At 56.2% G+C, this 15534-nt stretch carries 20 protein-coding genes; 12 read left to right on the forward strand and 8 right to left on the reverse strand.

The window, feature by feature from the left end; translation table 11 throughout:
* Positions 1-126 precede the first annotated feature (126 nt).
* Together OCA8868_RS02400 and tgt are read right to left on the reverse strand one after the other, a co-directional pair.
* On the reverse strand, positions 127-666 hold the full coding sequence (locus OCA8868_RS02400) for a hypothetical protein (protein ID WP_093994940.1): 540 nt from the start codon (positions 664-666) through the stop codon (positions 127-129).
* Complete coding sequence (gene tgt, locus OCA8868_RS02405) at positions 663-1793, reverse strand: tRNA guanosine(34) transglycosylase Tgt (protein WP_093994941.1); 1131 nt, start codon at positions 1791-1793, stop codon at positions 663-665. Before tgt ends, OCA8868_RS02400 begins: the two co-directional genes overlap by 4 nt.
* A gap of 164 nt (positions 1794-1957) precedes the next feature.
* On the opposite strand from tgt, the gene OCA8868_RS02410 reads away from it, so the two are divergent.
* The 3 genes from OCA8868_RS02410 to OCA8868_RS02420 are packed head-to-tail and all read left to right on the forward strand — an operon-like array spanning position 1958 to position 3030.
* The gene (locus OCA8868_RS02410; RefSeq protein ID WP_093994942.1) at positions 1958-2320 is read left to right on the forward strand and encodes an SUF system Fe-S cluster assembly protein; all 363 of its coding nucleotides are present in this window, start codon (positions 1958-1960) and stop codon (positions 2318-2320) included.
* A 27-nt stretch (positions 2321-2347) separates the two neighbouring features.
* Positions 2348-2707: a HesB/IscA family protein gene (locus OCA8868_RS02415; RefSeq protein WP_093994943.1), complete on the forward strand. Its 360-nt coding sequence runs from the start codon at positions 2348-2350 to the stop codon at positions 2705-2707.
* The gene (locus OCA8868_RS02420; protein ID WP_093994944.1) at positions 2704-3030 is read left to right on the forward strand and encodes a TfoX/Sxy family protein; all 327 of its coding nucleotides are present in this window, start codon (positions 2704-2706) and stop codon (positions 3028-3030) included. The genes OCA8868_RS02415 and OCA8868_RS02420 overlap by 4 nt, the downstream gene beginning before the upstream one ends.
* Here OCA8868_RS02420 and OCA8868_RS02425 read toward each other — a convergent pair.
* Positions 3027-3611, reverse strand: a complete 585-nt coding sequence (locus tag OCA8868_RS02425) for a hypothetical protein (RefSeq protein ID WP_179214751.1) — start codon at positions 3609-3611, stop codon at positions 3027-3029. The genes OCA8868_RS02420 and OCA8868_RS02425 overlap by 4 nt on opposite strands.
* Positions 3608-4516: an isopenicillin N synthase family dioxygenase gene (locus OCA8868_RS02430; RefSeq protein ID WP_093994945.1), complete on the reverse strand. Its 909-nt coding sequence runs from the start codon at positions 4514-4516 to the stop codon at positions 3608-3610. The genes OCA8868_RS02425 and OCA8868_RS02430 overlap by 4 nt, the downstream gene beginning before the upstream one ends.
* Positions 4517-4579: 63 nt before the next feature.
* Here OCA8868_RS02430 and tpiA point away from each other — a divergent pair, with 63 nt between their 5' ends.
* From tpiA to OCA8868_RS02470, 8 genes are all read left to right on the forward strand, one after another.
* On the forward strand, positions 4580-5314 hold the full coding sequence (tpiA, locus tag OCA8868_RS02435; RefSeq protein WP_093994946.1) for a triose-phosphate isomerase: 735 nt from the start codon (positions 4580-4582) through the stop codon (positions 5312-5314).
* Between the two features lie 168 nt (positions 5315-5482).
* A complete protein-coding gene (locus OCA8868_RS02440; protein WP_093994947.1) occupies positions 5483-6646 on the forward strand; it encodes a cytochrome P450 in 1164 nt (387 codons plus the stop codon).
* Between the two features lie 106 nt (positions 6647-6752).
* Complete coding sequence (locus OCA8868_RS02445; RefSeq protein ID WP_093994948.1) at positions 6753-7550, forward strand: chromate resistance protein ChrB domain-containing protein; 798 nt, start codon at positions 6753-6755, stop codon at positions 7548-7550.
* Positions 7547-8785 (forward strand): chromate efflux transporter, encoded by a 1239-nt coding sequence (gene chrA, locus OCA8868_RS02450; protein WP_093994949.1) that lies wholly within the window; start codon positions 7547-7549, stop codon positions 8783-8785. Before OCA8868_RS02445 ends, chrA begins: the two co-directional genes overlap by 4 nt.
* Before the next feature lie 30 nt (positions 8786-8815).
* Complete coding sequence (locus OCA8868_RS02455; protein WP_093994950.1) at positions 8816-9328, forward strand: SspB family protein; 513 nt, start codon at positions 8816-8818, stop codon at positions 9326-9328.
* 87 nt (positions 9329-9415) lie between these two features.
* Positions 9416-10807, forward strand: coding sequence for a class II fumarate hydratase (gene fumC / locus OCA8868_RS02460; RefSeq protein WP_093994951.1), 1392 nt, complete (start codon positions 9416-9418; stop codon positions 10805-10807).
* Positions 10804-10983, forward strand: a complete 180-nt coding sequence (locus tag OCA8868_RS02465; protein WP_093994952.1) for a DUF4169 family protein — start codon at positions 10804-10806, stop codon at positions 10981-10983. The genes fumC and OCA8868_RS02465 overlap by 4 nt, the downstream gene beginning before the upstream one ends.
* Positions 10980-11204, forward strand: a complete 225-nt coding sequence (locus tag OCA8868_RS02470; RefSeq protein WP_093994953.1) for a ribbon-helix-helix domain-containing protein — start codon at positions 10980-10982, stop codon at positions 11202-11204. Before OCA8868_RS02465 ends, OCA8868_RS02470 begins: the two co-directional genes overlap by 4 nt.
* Here the strand turns inward: OCA8868_RS02470 and OCA8868_RS02475 are convergent.
* The 4 genes from OCA8868_RS02475 to OCA8868_RS02490 form a co-directional block, all read right to left on the reverse strand.
* The gene (locus OCA8868_RS02475) at positions 11192-11464 is read right to left on the reverse strand and encodes a hypothetical protein (RefSeq protein ID WP_093994954.1); all 273 of its coding nucleotides are present in this window, start codon (positions 11462-11464) and stop codon (positions 11192-11194) included. The genes OCA8868_RS02470 and OCA8868_RS02475 overlap by 13 nt on opposite strands.
* Positions 11465-11746: 282 nt before the next feature.
* Positions 11747-13096: a cytochrome P450 gene (locus OCA8868_RS02480; RefSeq protein WP_093994955.1), complete on the reverse strand. Its 1350-nt coding sequence runs from the start codon at positions 13094-13096 to the stop codon at positions 11747-11749.
* Entirely contained in the window at positions 13065-14384 is a 1320-nt protein-coding gene (locus OCA8868_RS02485; RefSeq protein WP_093994956.1) for an alpha/beta hydrolase family protein, read from the reverse strand. The genes OCA8868_RS02480 and OCA8868_RS02485 overlap by 32 nt, the downstream gene beginning before the upstream one ends.
* A gap of 62 nt (positions 14385-14446) precedes the next feature.
* The gene (locus OCA8868_RS02490) at positions 14447-15202 is read right to left on the reverse strand and encodes a cytochrome c biogenesis CcdA family protein (RefSeq protein ID WP_093994957.1); all 756 of its coding nucleotides are present in this window, start codon (positions 15200-15202) and stop codon (positions 14447-14449) included.
* Positions 15203-15294: 92 nt separating this feature from the next.
* On the opposite strand from OCA8868_RS02490, the gene OCA8868_RS02495 reads away from it, so the two are divergent.
* The gene (locus OCA8868_RS02495; RefSeq protein ID WP_093994958.1) at positions 15295-15522 is read left to right on the forward strand and encodes a sulfurtransferase TusA family protein; all 228 of its coding nucleotides are present in this window, start codon (positions 15295-15297) and stop codon (positions 15520-15522) included.
* Positions 15523-15534 lie beyond the last annotated feature (12 nt).

Below are 15534 nucleotides of genomic sequence, written 5' to 3' on the forward strand. Positions count from 1 at the left end.
TTTCAGGTTTAGGCACATTGCCTGTGCCGCGTGGTCGCTGCAAGGCAGCAATCTGTCAAATTTGGGGATAACTGACTAAATCGTGTCAATATCGGCGACTTAAGCGCGATTTCGCGCGTTTCGGCCTTATTGTCGCGTCATCAACCCCACGATGGTCACGAACGCCAACCCACCTTCGGTTAGGGCTTCGATCTCTGCGATCATAACAACGTGGTCGCTGGAATACGGAACAATCGAGACCTGGTTGAGATCACCGTTCGGGTCATCATAGGTTCCGCGCATCTGCAGAACCTCGTTTAAATTACAGGGCGATTCCGCGACCTCCTGCGTGATCCACTCTGTACCTGTTCTAGTAAAAAGCTTGGCAAGATCTTCGTCGTCGTATGATCCCTTGTTGGGGGCTAAGAACAAATTGTCACCGCGCGAACCGCCCACCTCCAGCGATATCATTCCAAGACTGGTGAGTGTGACGATGCCAACAAGCGGGTCGGTAAATCCCTCACCACCCTGACTGAATGTCAACGCGCCCGTCAGGTCCCACTTCGCGCCCATTTGCAGCGTGTTAGAAAGGTCGCTCAAAATAACGCCTTCATCTGTTACGCCGCAAAAACTTTCTGCGTGCGCGGCGCCGGTCAAACACATCAGGGCAATGGCTGCGTATTTCATAGCGGTTCAATATCCCCTTGCGCACGGCCTGCATGGAAATCGGCCTCCCACGCGGCGAACATACCCGCCGCAATTGCATCCCGCATTCCCTGCATAATATCCTGAAAATACGTCAGGTTATGCCAAGTCAGCAGCATCCCCGAGATCATCTCTTGGCTTCGGAACACGTGATGCAAATAAGCCCGCGAATAGTTCGAACAGGCCGGACAGCGGCAGTTTTCATCCAATGGGCGCGGATCATCTGCGTGGCGCGCGTTCTTGATGTTCACCACACCATTGCGCGTAAACACCTGCCCCGTGCGCCCAGATCGGGACGGCAAAACGCAGTCCATCATATCAATGCCGCGCTTCACAGCGCCAACAATATCGTCCGGCTTGCCCACGCCCATCAGGTAGCGCGGTTTATCAACGGGCAGCTGGTCAGGCGCGAAATCAAGCGTGTCAAACATCGCCTCCTGCCCCTCGCCCACGGCGAGGCCACCAACGGCATAGCCGTCAAACCCGATCTCTTGCAGCGCATCAGCAGACCGCTTGCGCAAATCTTCCTCAAGCCCGCCCTGTTGGATGCCAAACAACGCGTGGCCCGGGCGATCGCCAAAGGCGTCTCGGCTACGCTTTGCCCAACGCATGGACATTTCCATGCTGTCCTCGAGCCGCTTGCGATCTGCGGGCAGTGCGGGGCATTCGTCAAAACACATCACGATGTCTGACCCAAGCAAGCGCTGTATCTCCATTGATCGTTCGGGCGTCAGGTTGTGCTTGGACCCGTCATAGTGGCTTTGAAATACAACGCCCTCTTCGGTCAGCTTGCGCATACCCGACAGGCTCATCACTTGAAAACCACCTGAGTCCGTTAGGATTGGCCGCTCCCAATTCATAAACTTGTGCAAACCGCCCAGCTTGGCGATCCGTTCCGCCGTCGGGCGCAGCATCAGGTGGTACGTGTTCCCCAGCAGAATATCCGCACCGGTTTGACGCACGCTTTCCGGCATCATCGCCTTTACCGTCGCGGCCGTGCCAACAGGCATAAACGCGGGCGTGCGGATGTCTCCGCGCGGCGTGCGCATAACACCTGTGCGCGCAGCGCCATCGGTTTTTTGCAGATCAAATGAAAACGTGTCAGTCATGGTGCCCTCTTACTTTCAAGCGCTTCTAGGCCTTTGATGAGGTAAATGAAAAGGGACGACCTGCCCACCACGGTATCGAAATTGCGCAATCGTCGCGCTCGCGCATCTTTACGCCCGTCGACCTAATCCCTATATGTTCTGTCAGGAATTACAGGACGCTAATCATGAACGACGCGACACCCCCCCTCGAAGGCACACCGCTGATCAAGCCTTCCACCACTGAGCACCCTCTTTACGAGAATATCGTTGAAGCGTGCCGTACGGTGTATGACCCTGAAATTCCAGTGAATATTCTGGATCTTGGGTTGATCTACACGATCGACATCAACGACGAGAACGAAGTGAAAGTTCTTATGTCCCTTACTGCACCGGGGTGCCCCGTTGCTGGTGAAATGCCTGGCTGGGTCGCCGAAGCGATTGAACCACTGGCAGGTGTGAAAACCGTTGACGTCGAACTCGTCTGGGAGCCCCAATGGGGCATGGAAATGATGTCCGACGAAGCCCGCCTAGAACTCGGGTTCATGTAATCTTAATCCATTAAGGAGGTTCGATAAATGTTTGGAATTCCTGGAAAACAAGCTGTTACAATTACGAACACTGCCGCCGTTCAGATCGCTAAACTTATGGCCAAGGACGACCACGCAGGCCTTCGCATTGGCATCAAAAAGGGCGGCTGTGCGGGCATGGAATACACGATGGAATACGTGGCCGAGGTCGATCCCCTTGATGAAGTGGTCGAACAAGACGGCGCACGCGTGATGATCGCTCCTATGGCGCAGATGTTCCTGTTCGGCACCGAAATCGACTACGAAGTGTCCTTATTGGAATCCGGTTTCAAATTCCGCAATCCCAACGTCACCGAAGCCTGCGGCTGCGGCGAGTCCATCAAGTTCGACGAGAACCTCAACACATGAGCATCACGCCGGAAGAAATTGAATTCGCAAAGGATTTATTCTCTGACTTAGGCCCACTCACAACCCGCAAAATGATGGGCGGGTTGTGCCTCTATCTCGATGGCACGATCTTTTCGATGGTTCATCCTGACCTTGGCATCATGATCAAAGGCGCGGGCACGTTTCAGGAGGAACTTGACGAAATGGGCCTGACCCGCTGGACCTACCAGCGCGACAAGGCTCCGAAACCAACCGCAATGCCCTACTGGATACTTCCCGGTTCAGCTCTGGATGATCCTGAAGAAGCCTGCGATCTGGCCTGTCGCGCCCTCGCCCATCTTTAAGCCAGCGACGCGACAGCGTCAGCGGCGGCTTGTGGGGTCGTAAACACCGTTACACCCTGTTCTTTCAACAGAGGCGCCGCCACCGCCATAGACGCTTGGGCCAACAACACCCGCGAGCCCTGCCCGCTTAGCGCCTCTACAATGGCCTGTGCAAAACCTGCCATATCGCCCGCTTCAAAGAACGGCCAAGCCGCATCGCATAGCACCAGCTTCGCCGACGCGCGGCCCGCTGCGACCTCGTTAAACAATGCCAACGTCGCGTCCCGCGTGCTGTCTAAACAAATCGCGACGACAACTTCGCCTCCCTGCGCCACGGCCTCCTCCATCGCAGGACGATCAATGCGCACAACATTGGCCAATCCCAAATCATCCACCAATGGACCAAGCGTTGAACAGGTGCACAAAACAGGACCGTCTTGCGCCAATTCACGCAACACCGCCTTCACTTCACCAGCGACCGTTTCGACCCCATCAGCCCGCGCTCGATCCAAAAAATCAGCACGCACCACATGGGTTGCATCAGGTAGTAGCGCGCCAAAGGTCCCCACATGCACCTCTGCCGTATGCAGGCAGGTGATCACGACTTGTCCTGCAAATGCAGGTACGTTTCATCAAACCGCTTTTGTAGATGATCCACGGCGCGAATAACCTCATCCGAACCAATTGGTGCAACATTGGTTTCAGCATTCGGGTTAAAGAACAGCGGCACCGACAAGCGCTCATCCGCTCCACCGATAACGCGGTGCGGCGTCGCCACAACACGTTTTTCCGTCCACATTTCAAGCATTTCGCCAAAGTTGATCACAAACTCACCAACCGGTGCGGACACTGGTATCCACCCCCCACCACGCTTGCGCACTTCCAAACCGGGCGTGCCATCCATCGCCAGCAACGTAAGACATCCATAATCCGTATGGGTCGCAATACCAAAATCCTTGGCCCCTGCATTCTCAGGACGCGGCGGATAGTAATTGCCACGCATCAACGCCATCGGCTGTTCAAACTGCGCCCTGAAATACGAACTGTCTTCACCGATCCCACCAATGATCGCCTCCAACAACTCACCCGAAAAGGCCAATGCACGCACATAGTAGTTTTCAATGATAGTGCGGAAGTTATCCGGTGCGTCGGGCCACAAGTTCGGCGCATAGGTCGCCAGATCTGATCCTTCCACCTCAAAACCGGAATCGAAGACCTGCTTATAGTCAGGATTCGCATTTGGATCGACTTGCTCAGATCCAGCAGCCCCCCAACCACGGTTGGATCCCGTACGGGCCATATTCACGGCCTCTTTTTGCGCAGCCGGAAGCAGAAAAAACGCGCGGTACGCATCAAACACTTCTTGGATATCTTCAACTGGAATAGGCGTATTATGTAACGTCAGAAACCCGACTTCACGCGCAGCAATGCGCACCTGTTCCACCACGGCTTTGTCGCCCGCCAATAGCGCTTCTGCATCAATTCGCGGTATCTCAATCTCTGACATTGGGTGCCTTTCACTTAATCTCGCCGCTTGCTACATCAAGAGAAACCAAATGGGGAGAGCGACATGCGTAAACTGATTGCAGGAAACTGGAAAATGAACGGCACCAGCGCCGATCTACCGGAATTGGCTCAGCTGGCCAGTACCCATTCAGGTTCATCAGTCGATGTCGTCATCTGCGGCCCTGCGACATTGCTTAGCCGAATGGCAGATACTGGACTTAAAATTGGCGGCGAAGATTGCCATCCGGCCAATTCAGGCGCCTACACCGGTGACATATCCGCCGCGATGATCGCCGACACCGGCGCGACCTATGTCATCACGGGCCACTCTGAACGCCGCACAGACCACGCTGAAGACGACGCCCTCATCGCCTCCAAGACCGAAGCCGGCTGGAACGCGAACCTCCATGTAATCATCTGCATTGGCGAAACCGAAGCGCAGTACCGCGCGGGTGACACCCTCGATATCCTGCGCGCCCAGATGGACCAATCCATCCCGGACGCGGCCACCGCAGCGACCACAACAATCGCCTATGAACCTGTCTGGGCCATTGGTACAGGCCTTACACCAACACCTGATGAAATCGCCGCCGTTCACGCAGCCCTGCGCGAACACCTCAAAACCCGCTTTGGCAGCGAAGGCGCTCAAATGCGCCTCCTCTACGGCGGCTCGGTCAAAGCCAGCAACGCTGATGACATCTTCGCGCTTCCTAACGTAGATGGCGCCCTCGTCGGCGGCGCATCCCTCAAAGCAACTGACTTCTCCCCCATTATCACAGCCCTGCAACAAAGCGCCTAACCCCTGCTTTCTTTGGCTTAAAAATACTCAATTCCACCAAAGCGAACGGCGACGCCCTCAAAATCAGAGCGTCGCCTTTCCACTTTCAGCCCTAAGAACGCGCGGTAGCACTCCTTTTGCTCAATCTCATGCCTTGCAATGATCTGGGCATGTCGGCATCACTCCCTCATGCAAATCCTGACCCAATCTCCGAGCGATCCAACCTTCGTTCAAAACCCTTATCCGTTCTATGATCGGGCACGCGCGGGTGGTGATCTGTTTTATTGGACCGACTACGACGCAGTTTGCGCAGTTTCGCACGCCGCCGTAGTCGCCTTCCTTAAAGACAAACGCATGGGCCGTGAAATTCCGGCCGAATTTGCGCCGGATATCCCTCAACACCTGGCACCATTTTACGCCGTTGAAGCGCATTCCATGTTGGAGCTAAACCCGCCCCGCCACACGCGCTTGCGGGGCTTGGTACTTCGCGCGTTCACATCACGGCGCATAGCCGCGCTTGAGCCCGAGATCGAAGCCCTGTGCCATCAATTGATCGACGCCTTCCCGGCTGGCGAATTCGACCTGCTGGATGCCTATGCGCGTACCGTTCCTGTTATCATCATCGCGCGTCTGTTGGGCGTGCCTGAAACCCGCGCCGATGATCTGCTGGCTTGGTCCAACGCCATGGTCGCTATGTATGTGTCCGGCCGCACCCGCACCGTTGAAGACCGTGCCGTCGCCGCCACGGAAAACTTTGTTGCCTTCATGCGCAGCTACGTTGACGAGAAACGCAAAGCCCCCGCCGATGATCTGATGTCGCATCTGATTGCGGCAGAAGAAGGCGGCGAAAAACTCAGCACGGATGAGCTGATCACAACCTGTATCTTGCTATTGAACGCAGGCCATGAGGCCACAGTGCATACATTGGGCAACACCGTTAAAACCCTGCTGGAATGCGACATCCGCACAGCCGATGAAAAGATCGTCGAAGAGGCAATCCGCTTTGATCCGCCGCTACACATGTTTGACCGTTACGTCATTGAAGACTGCGAACTGTTCGGCCACGCTTTCAAACGCGGCGATACCGTCAAATGTCTGCTTGGCGCTGCCAACCGTGACCCTGCCCCCTATCCTGATCCACACACATTTGACCCGGCCCGCACGGGTCCGGTGAACGTGGCCTTTGGCGGCGGCATCCATTTCTGCGTCGGCGCGCCACTTGCACGGCTTGAACTGCGCGTGGCCTTACAGGTTTTGTTTGAACGCTGCCCGAACCTCGCCCTTGCAAAGCCACCGCAATACGGCAACACTTACCACTTCCACGGGCTTGAGGCCTTGCGCGTCACGACTTGACCATGCGCCCGTCACGCGGCACAAATACCCCCATGGGGCGCAACGCGAACACCCCCGTGAGGCTTAGGCCAAAGGTTCGCATGTTCACCGAAAGGAAGCATGCGCTATGGCTGCCCCAAACGAAATCACCTGCAAACAACTTCTGCGTCTGATCGGCCTGCCCGACAGCCCTGTGATTGTCGACATTTGCACGGATGAAGACTTTGCCGACGATCCCTATCTAATCCCCGGATCAATCAAGCACCCGCACAATGACCTTGAAGGGATAATCGCGCGCCTTGATCAGCGGTCTGTCATCGTGTCCTGCCAGAAAGGGCTAAAACTAAGCCAAGGTTTGATGTCGCGCCTACGTGGTCGCGGAATTGATGCACAGTACCTACAAGGCGGCATGTATGGCTGGCGCGATGAGCCGAATGCTCCACGCATTCCATTCGCCGCCCTTCCCGCAACCAACCTTTGGGTGACCCGCCATCGCCCCAAGATTGATCGCATTGCATGCCCTTGGTTGATCCGCCGCTTTATCGATACAGATGCCGAGTTTTTGTTTGTCTCCCCAGATCAGGTGGCCGGAGTAGCAGATCGTTTCGGCGCTACCCCATTCGACATTCCTGATGTCGAGCTGACCCATCAGGGCAACAATTGCACCTTTGATGCGATCCTTGATCGCTTTGATTTGCGCACTGACGCGTTGAACCGCATGTCAGACGTTATTCGCGCTGCCGATACAGGTCGCGATGATAACCCGCAGGCCGCTGGGCTTTTGGCGATGTCTGTTGGTCTATCGCGCATGCATCGCGATGATCACACTCAATTGGACGCCGCGATGCCGCTTTATGATGCTCTCTACCGTTGGGCCCGTGACGGCGTGGCCGAAACCCACGCAAGCCTACAGGACGCCCCATGAACACCGCTGATATGGTCCGCCTGTTCGGACGCATCGGGTGTATGTCCTTTGGCGGCCCAGCTGCACAGATCGCATTGATGCAAAAAGAACTGGTGGATGACCGCCCGCTTTTAAAGCAAGCGGATTTCCTGAAAGCGCTGTCATTTTGTATGATGCTGCCCGGCCCTGAAGCCATGCAGCTCGCGACTTATGCGGGCTGGAAAATCAGCGGTATTCGCGGCGGTCTGATCGCGGGCGGGCTGTTCGTACTTCCCGGTGCGTTGGTCATTGCCGTACTCGCGTTTGCCTACGCTGCCCTTGGCACGTTGCCTTTGGTTCAAGCGGCCTTTCTGGGCATCAAGGCCACCGTTATCATCATCGTGATACAGGCCATTCTGAAACTGCTAGGCCGCGCCTTGGGTCGGATAGACTACTGGATCATTGCGCTCCTCGCGTTCCTCGCCTTGTTTGTGTTCAATCTACCCTACCCTTTAGTCATCATCGTGGCGGCCCTTTACGGAGCATGGGCCTGCACAGATCATACCAGTGTTAAATCCGCCCTACCGTGGCGACATTCCATCGCCCCGATTGCGATTGGCGGGACGCTGTGGGCCTTGCCTCTGATCGCTGCTTGGCTGGCTGGGGCCACGTTCCTCCTCGCCATAGGACTGTTCTTTTCCAAGCTGGCACTGGTCACCTTCGGCGGCGCCTACGCAGTGCTGGCCTATATGACGCAAACAGTGGTGACAAATTACGGCTGGATCAGCACGCCAGAAATGATCGACGCCTTCGGGCTGGCCGAAACGACCCCAGGCCCGCTGATCCTAGTGACGCAGTTCGTCGGGCAACTCGCGGGAACAGCGCAAGGCGGATGGGTGCTTGGCCTTTTGGCGGGGCTTATGACGCTTTGGGTTACGTTTGTGCCCTGTTTCATCTGGATCTTCGCCGGCGCACCGCTGATTGACTGGCTTGATGGTTACCCCCGTATCCGCGCAGGCCTTGCAGCGATTACCGCCGCAGTTGTGGGCGTTATCGCCAATCTGTCGCTTTGGTTCGCCGCCCACGTGATGTTTGACGAGGTCGGCACCACTGCTGGCCCGCTAAATGTCCTCAACCCTGTCTGGTCCTCATTCAACCTGAACGCCGCGCTTCTTACTGCCCTTGCCGTCGCGCTTTTACTTTGGCGCAAATGGCCAATGGGGCGCACCCTGGGCACGATGGCGCTGGCGGGGATCGCAATTGCGCAACTGGGCTAAACGCCCCTTTTATCCAGCCAAGAATCTCGTATGCTAAGGGGGTCTTCAACACCGGAGCGCTGCCACGTGTCCAACACCAACCAAACCATTGACTACGGCAACCTGATGCATAAAGCGATGCGTGGGCTGATTTATGAAGTCTTGACTGACATTTCCGCCAATGGGCTGCCGGGCAACCACCACTTCTTCGTGACCTTTGACACAATGCACCCTGACGTTGAAATCGCCGATTGGCTGTCAGACCGCTACCCCGGTGAAATGACCATCGTGATCCAGCACCAATACGACAGCCTTGCCGTGACAGAGCACGGGTTTTCCATCACGCTCAGCTTTGGTGACACGCCAGAACCGCTCTACGTGCCCTACGACGCGATCAAAACCTTCGTCGATCCATCCGTCGAATTCGGCCTGCGCTTTGAAACCCAAGGCGATGAAGACGACGAGGACGCGCCAGAAGCCCCGATGGAAGTGATGGCGGAACCTGAAGAAGAAGCCCCCAAGAAAGACGCCGAAGTCGTCAGCTTGGATCAATTCCGAAAGTAGCCTGCGGCGATTGCGCAGTTGCCTCGCGCCGCGCGCGGCGATAAACGGCATACAACCGTATACAGACATTTCTGCAAGGACGAGCCCATGACCGATACACGCACAGAAACCGACAGCTTTGGCCCACTTGAGGTTCAATCAGACCGTTACTGGGGTGCGCAAACCCAACGCTCCCTGATGAACTTCCCGATTGGTTGGGAAAAACAGCCCGTCGCCATCGTGCGCGCTCTTGGTGTGATTAAGAAAGCCTGCGCCATGGCGAACAAAGCCTCTGGCAAGCTTGACGCGAAACTGGCCGACGCGATGATCGAGGCCGCTGGTGAAGTGATCGACGGCAAACTCGACGATCACTTTCCACTGGTGGTTTGGCAGACGGGGTCTGGCACGCAGTCCAACATGAATTCCAATGAAGTGATTTCGAACCGCGCGATTGAAATCCTTGGCGGCGTGATTGGTTCCAAAGAACCTGTTCACCCGAATGATCACTGCAACATGGGCCAATCGTCCAACGACACCTTCCCCACCGCCATGCACATTGCTTCCGCGATGACGGCACGCGACGTTATGCTGCCGGGCCTCGAAAAGTTCGCGGCCGAGCTGGAAAACAAAGCCGAGAAATTCAAGGACATCATCAAGATTGGCCGCACCCACACCCAAGACGCGACACCGCTGACATTGGGTCAGGAATTTTCCGGCTACGCAAAACAGATCCGCAACGGCATTGAACGCATTAAGATGGCCCTGCCCGGCATTTATGAACTGGCACAGGGCGGCACAGCCGTGGGCACCGGTCTGAACACGGACAAAGGTTGGGACACAACGGTTGCCGCAAACATGGCTGAAATCACAGGCCTGCCATTCGTCACCGCCCCGAATAAATTCGAAGCCCTCGCCGCGCACGACGCCATGGTGTTCATGTCCGGTGCGATCAAATCAGTGGCGATGGCGTGTTATAAAATCGCCAACGACATGCGTTTCTTGGGTTCCGGCCCACGTTCCGGTTTGGGCGAGTTGATCCTTCCTGAGAACGAGCCGGGTTCCTCCATCATGCCGGGCAAGGTGAACCCGACACAGGCCGAAGCCATGACACAGGTGTGCGCGCACATCATGGGCAATGACGCAGCAATCGGTTTTGCAGGCTCACAGGGTCACTTTGAACTGAACGTTTACAACCCGATGATGTCCTATAACTTGTTGCAATCCATGCAACTTTTGGGCGACGTCACAGACAGCTTCACCGACCGTATGCTTGCAGGCACCGAAGCGAACGAAGCCCGCATCGACAAACTGATGAAGGAATCCCTGATGCTGGTTACAGCACTGGCCCCTGAAATCGGCTATGACAACGCCACCAAGGTCGCCAAGACAGCGCACAAGAACGGGACTACACTGCGCGAAGAAGCCGTAGCGCTTGGGTTCGTGGACGAGGAAACATTTGACCGCGTTGTGCGCCCTGAGGATATGATCGGCCCGAAATGACCGAAATCATCAACCTGAACCAAGTCCGCAAGGACCGCGAGCGGACAGAGAAAAAAGCCGAGGCCGATCTGAACGCTCGCAAGTTCGGGCGCACCAAAGCCGAACGTCTTGCCGAAGCTGCCCGTGAAGCACAGGCCAAAGGCCGGCTCGATCAGCTGAAATTCGAAGACGAATGAGCACCCGCCCCGTCAAACACAGCCTTACCCTGCGCGGGCATCGCACGAGTGTTTCACTGGAACCGGAATTTTGGGATGAGTTTCGCCGCATCGCCGCTGAACGTGATCAAACGCTCAATGGTTTGGCGATCAAGATTGACGAGGCCCGCGGTGATGTGGGTCTCGCGTCAGCTATACGGGTGTTTGTTTTGAACACCCTGCGCGATAATCAGGCTTCGTAAAGCGCCGCGCGCACGCGGTTGAGCATGTCTGTATCTTCGCGCTCAACTTCCGTCAGCAACTGGCGGTCAAGTTCATGATCCAACAGCCGCGCATAGCGCGAGCGGTCTGCCATCAACGGATCCATTTCACGCTGCGGCTGTTCAACTTTTGGTTTTGGAACATACAAGTCTTCTGTCGGCGCGCCGAAACGCGAACGCAGAAATGACATCACATGGCTTGGTGCTGTCAGAACAATAGAAATTGGCTTCGCAACAGTCATTAGACCGACCCCTTTGAAGCCCCCACATCGTTAAAATACATTAAGCGAGCACGGCCGAGAATAGGGCAAATTCGTCACAATTGGCTAAGTCACGGTCGAAATGCGACGTAAGGTACTGAAAAAAAAGATTTTAATAGTTCGCCATCCTGCCCCATTCTTGCCCAATTTAGTTAACTCCCGCAAAAACAGGGTTCACCAAATCGCGACAATCTTTCTGAAAATCTGGGGATTAAAGCGCCGTTGAAAACGATTACCGCGTTCTGAGTGATTCTTTAACGCAGCTTACGCGGCATTTCGTTCCGAGATTTTCAGCCAAATCCCGTCTTTTGCCCGCACCGTAAGGTGGGCGACGGGAACCGGCACCTTGTCCGTCAGCTCAAACCTAAATCGGCGCAACAGAAGCGCCAGAAACAACGGGCCCTCAACCATGGCGAACCCTGCCCCTGTGCAAACCCGTGGGCCTGCTGAAAACGGGATATAGGCGTTGCGCTGGCATTCTTTGCCGTTCTCGGTGGCCCAGCGGGTCGGATCAAACCCGTCCGGATTGTCCCAAAGGCGTTCATGGCGGTGCAAGTGCCACGGGCTGAGCACGACCTGCGCACCCTTAGGGGCCTGCCGGTCGCGCATCTGTTCGGGGCATTTGGCTTCGCGCACCATCATGGGAACAGGCGGATACAGGCGCAATGCCTCGCGAAACACATCGCGTGCAAGGCGCAACTTAGACACGCTAGCAAAGTCCGCATTGACGGCTCCAGCCTCTGCCGCCAGCTTGTCCTGCCAGTCTGGATACATCGCCAAAAGATAAAACGCCCAGGCCAAAGCGGAGGCGCTGGTCTCATGACCCGCGAGGAAAAAGATCGCCACTTGATCGACCATTTCATCCGTGCTGAATTTCACGCCTGTTTCGGGGTCGGCCGTTGTCATGATCTTGGTCGCCAGATCATCAGGTGCGGTTCCGGCGGTGATCTCGGCCATGCGCTGCGCGGTCAATTTCGTGATCAGACGGCGAATATCAGCGGCGGTGTCCTTCGTAGCACGGCGAAAGAAGCGCGGCATCCAGTGCGGGCCGGGAATGAACGCGGCAAGGTTCAGGATCGGCTGTGTGCGCTGGTGGTCGCGGAATTTCTCAAACACGGCCGTTGCTGTTTCATCCTCAATCGGAATGGAAAACAGCGTGCGAAAGATCACATCAGCAGCGGCGTGGGATGTTTCCGGTTCAATATCGATTGTACCAAGATTGGCCGCCATCCGTTCCACCGCGGCCTCCCCCGCGGCATACATCGCACCGTAGGTGTCACGCAGTCGCCCACCTTCAAAGGCGGGGTCGATAATGCGGCGCTGGCGTTTCCATGTCTCGCCATTGGTCAAAAACACCGAGTTTCCCAGCAACGGGCGCAAGCCAGCACCAATGCGGTCGGATTTCGGGAAGTCATCAGGGCGATCTTTCAGCACCCGTTTCACAAGCTCGGGGTCATTCGCCAGATAGCTGCGAAAGAACGGCGTCTTAAACTCCGCCATCCACGCGCGGTATAGCTTGGCTGGTTGCGCTGACAAAATGTCTTGGCGAAACAGCTTTAGATACCGCCAAAGCGAGACCTTCTCAGGGCGTGATGGGGGTTTTGGCGGGATCATGGTTCATACTGGTAAACTTGGACGCGGCAACGTCAATACGTGATTTGCTTGGCTCGCGCCCCTCAAAGCGATCCGCGAGGGTCAGCGGCCCCGCCGTGATACGGAAATAATCGTAGTCCCCAACCCGATCAAAGGCGCACAGATACTGAAAATGCAGGCGGAAGAACTTCCAACGTAGTTCCTTCCAGCGCTCAGGCGACAGGGTTTGTGTGAAGGCGGCTGAGATCACCAAAGGCCATTTCTGCCCCTCAGGGGCAACACCTGATACCGCCACCGGATCACACAGTGCGAATGTGCAGCCGTCCCCTGGGGCGGTGACGTCGATCCAAGCGAGTTCATCACGGGTGGACAGGTAGTTCAGATCTGCGCGCAAACGGTCGGCTTTCGGCAGGAAACTAACCATCGGGACGACCTGCCCAAGGCTCAGGAACCCAAGCGCAGGACCATTCGCCGGAACGCCCCCTTTGCGGATCAGATCCGCAAGGATCGAAACCGCCAGATGTGCACCGGATGAATGGCCGACAACCAAGACTTCGTCGAAGTCGCCCTCTAATGCCTCACCAATCACGCCGCGAAAATCTGCCATGCGGTCTTCAAGCTCGGGCGCATTCGCACCCTTGGTTTTTGCGGAATAGGCAAAATCATGCATCAGGTAGTAGGCGAAGAACTTGCCGTCGTTCTTCTTGAACCAGCATAGGATCTGCCACGTGACCCATGCCACCAACACCAATTGGGCCACGAATAATCCGGTGTGGAAGATCGAAAAATCCAAGCTGGATGGCTCTCCGCCAGTGAATAGCCCAACGATGGCGCGGCCGATCCCGCCCAATGCCCAGCTTAAAACCTTTGCCGCCAACACCCCCGCGAGAACGGCCCCCAACAGTTGCAGCAACAGCATGCCAACAGGGTAAAGCGCGGCAATCACCGGCCCCTTGCGCAGCCACATCAAGCGACGCAAAGCGCCCGAAAAGATGTAGATAAACGCTGTGCGCACAAGTTGCAGGTACGTCGCGGGAATACTGGACGCCATTGAATCGCGCACGATATCAGACCAAACGAGTACCTCGACCTCGGCATCAACCGATTGCCCGTCCATGCGGGACTCGACGCGCCAACCATAATGCTCACCCGCTTTGGCGGCAATCCCGACATCATAGCTGGAAATCTCAGATTGTGTTGCGGATTCAGTGCGATACAGCTCGCGGTAGCGGCGCGGATGAATGGGGTCGTAGCCGGGAATATAGAACACCTTGCGGCGTTTCACCTGCCTATTCTCTGCCTGATCCATTGTGCTTCGCCTCTAATTTGCAGGCACTATAGACCCGAACTTCGGCGAAATTAAGTTAAGCGTTAACCAAATACGGCCAAGAACGGCATCGCTTCCAGCATCCAATAGGCAAACATCGCAAGGAACCCCGTCGCCATCGCCAGCCCGACAATGATCAGCAACACGCCGGACGTCTTTTCAATCACGCCCATGTTGCGCTTCATCCACGCCATCGGGCGTTTCAACTGCGGGAAGAATGCGGCAACCAGCAAGAAAGGAACGCCAAGGCCAATCGCATAAGTACCCAGCAATACCATACCCTTACCGACATCCGCCTGCCCTGTGGCAAGGCCCAGAATGGCGCTTAGGATCGGGCCTAAACAGGGCGTCCACCCAAAGGCGAAAGCAAGTCCAAGGAAATATGCGCCAAAGGCGGACCCGCCTTTGTCCCCCGCATCCACGCGCATTTCACGATCAAGGAATTTCAACCGATACAGCCCCAGAAAATGGAAGCCAAAGATGATCACAACAATGCCTGCACCAATCTCAAAGTAGCTTTTGTACCCGAGAAACGCGCGTCCTAACGCTGATGCCCCCGCACCAAGGATCAGGAAAACCGTCGAAAGCCCCAGCACAAAGAACAGCGCCGAAACAACCGCACGGTTGCGCGCACCCTTATCGTCTTCCATATCGGTCACACTGACACCGCCCATATAGGCGAGATACGGCGGCACAATCGGCAGCACACAGGGGCTGAGGAACGACAGAATGCCCGCTGAAAACGCAACTAGGAGCGCTGGAATCAGCGAGGCAGCAAGGAAGGTTTCGGTTTCAAACATACGACCCTCTTAGCGGTCCGTGCGCGCGGCGTCACGCGACAGTTGGTCACTTCCTTGTGGACATTTGTGACAGCGCGCGGCACCCCTTGCCCATGGAAGATATCTTAGACGCACGCGGGCTCATGTGTCCTTTGCCGATTTTGAAGCTTGGCAAGGTGATGCGTGGCGTGCCCGTTGGGACGGTGGTTACAGTCTGGTCAGATGATCCGATCGCCGTGATCGACATCCCACATTTCTGCGTTGAGGCTGGCCATCGGCTGGTTTCGCAATCCGACGAAGGTGCGCACCAGATTTACGTGATCGAGCGATTGCCTAAATAGAAAACGCCGCCC

The sequence above is a fragment of the Octadecabacter ascidiaceicola genome (assembly GCF_900185015.1).
Classification (GTDB): domain Bacteria; phylum Pseudomonadota; class Alphaproteobacteria; order Rhodobacterales; family Rhodobacteraceae; genus Octadecabacter; species Octadecabacter ascidiaceicola.

Excerpts from the sequence above, each read along its gene's own strand:
- OCA8868_RS02400 (WP_093994940.1), bottom strand. The coding sequence starts at position 666 with ATGAAATACGCAGCCATTGCCCTGATGTGTTTGACCGGCGCCGCGCAC.
- tgt (WP_093994941.1), bottom strand. The coding sequence starts at position 1,793 with ATGACTGACACGTTTTCATTTGATCTGCAAAAAACCGATGGCGCTGCG.
- OCA8868_RS02410 (WP_093994942.1), top strand. The coding sequence starts at position 1,958 with ATGAACGACGCGACACCCCCCCTCGAAGGCACACCGCTGATCAAGCCT.
- OCA8868_RS02415 (WP_093994943.1), top strand. The coding sequence starts at position 2,348 with ATGTTTGGAATTCCTGGAAAACAAGCTGTTACAATTACGAACACTGCC.
- OCA8868_RS02420 (WP_093994944.1), top strand. The coding sequence starts at position 2,704 with ATGAGCATCACGCCGGAAGAAATTGAATTCGCAAAGGATTTATTCTCT.
- OCA8868_RS02430 (WP_093994945.1), bottom strand. The coding sequence starts at position 4,516 with ATGTCAGAGATTGAGATACCGCGAATTGATGCAGAAGCGCTATTGGCG.
- tpiA (WP_093994946.1), top strand. The coding sequence starts at position 4,580 with ATGCGTAAACTGATTGCAGGAAACTGGAAAATGAACGGCACCAGCGCC.
- OCA8868_RS02440 (WP_093994947.1), top strand. The coding sequence starts at position 5,483 with ATGCAAATCCTGACCCAATCTCCGAGCGATCCAACCTTCGTTCAAAAC.
- OCA8868_RS02445 (WP_093994948.1), top strand. The coding sequence starts at position 6,753 with ATGGCTGCCCCAAACGAAATCACCTGCAAACAACTTCTGCGTCTGATC.
- chrA (WP_093994949.1), top strand. The coding sequence starts at position 7,547 with ATGAACACCGCTGATATGGTCCGCCTGTTCGGACGCATCGGGTGTATG.
- OCA8868_RS02455 (WP_093994950.1), top strand. The coding sequence starts at position 8,816 with ATGCTAAGGGGGTCTTCAACACCGGAGCGCTGCCACGTGTCCAACACC.
- fumC (WP_093994951.1), top strand. The coding sequence starts at position 9,416 with ATGACCGATACACGCACAGAAACCGACAGCTTTGGCCCACTTGAGGTT.
- OCA8868_RS02465 (WP_093994952.1), top strand. The coding sequence starts at position 10,804 with ATGACCGAAATCATCAACCTGAACCAAGTCCGCAAGGACCGCGAGCGG.
- OCA8868_RS02470 (WP_093994953.1), top strand. The coding sequence starts at position 10,980 with ATGAGCACCCGCCCCGTCAAACACAGCCTTACCCTGCGCGGGCATCGC.
- OCA8868_RS02475 (WP_093994954.1), bottom strand. The coding sequence starts at position 11,464 with ATGACTGTTGCGAAGCCAATTTCTATTGTTCTGACAGCACCAAGCCAT.
- OCA8868_RS02480 (WP_093994955.1), bottom strand. The coding sequence starts at position 13,096 with ATGATCCCGCCAAAACCCCCATCACGCCCTGAGAAGGTCTCGCTTTGG.
- OCA8868_RS02485 (WP_093994956.1), bottom strand. The coding sequence starts at position 14,384 with ATGGATCAGGCAGAGAATAGGCAGGTGAAACGCCGCAAGGTGTTCTAT.
- OCA8868_RS02490 (WP_093994957.1), bottom strand. The coding sequence starts at position 15,202 with ATGTTTGAAACCGAAACCTTCCTTGCTGCCTCGCTGATTCCAGCGCTC.
- OCA8868_RS02495 (WP_093994958.1), top strand. The coding sequence starts at position 15,295 with ATGGAAGATATCTTAGACGCACGCGGGCTCATGTGTCCTTTGCCGATT.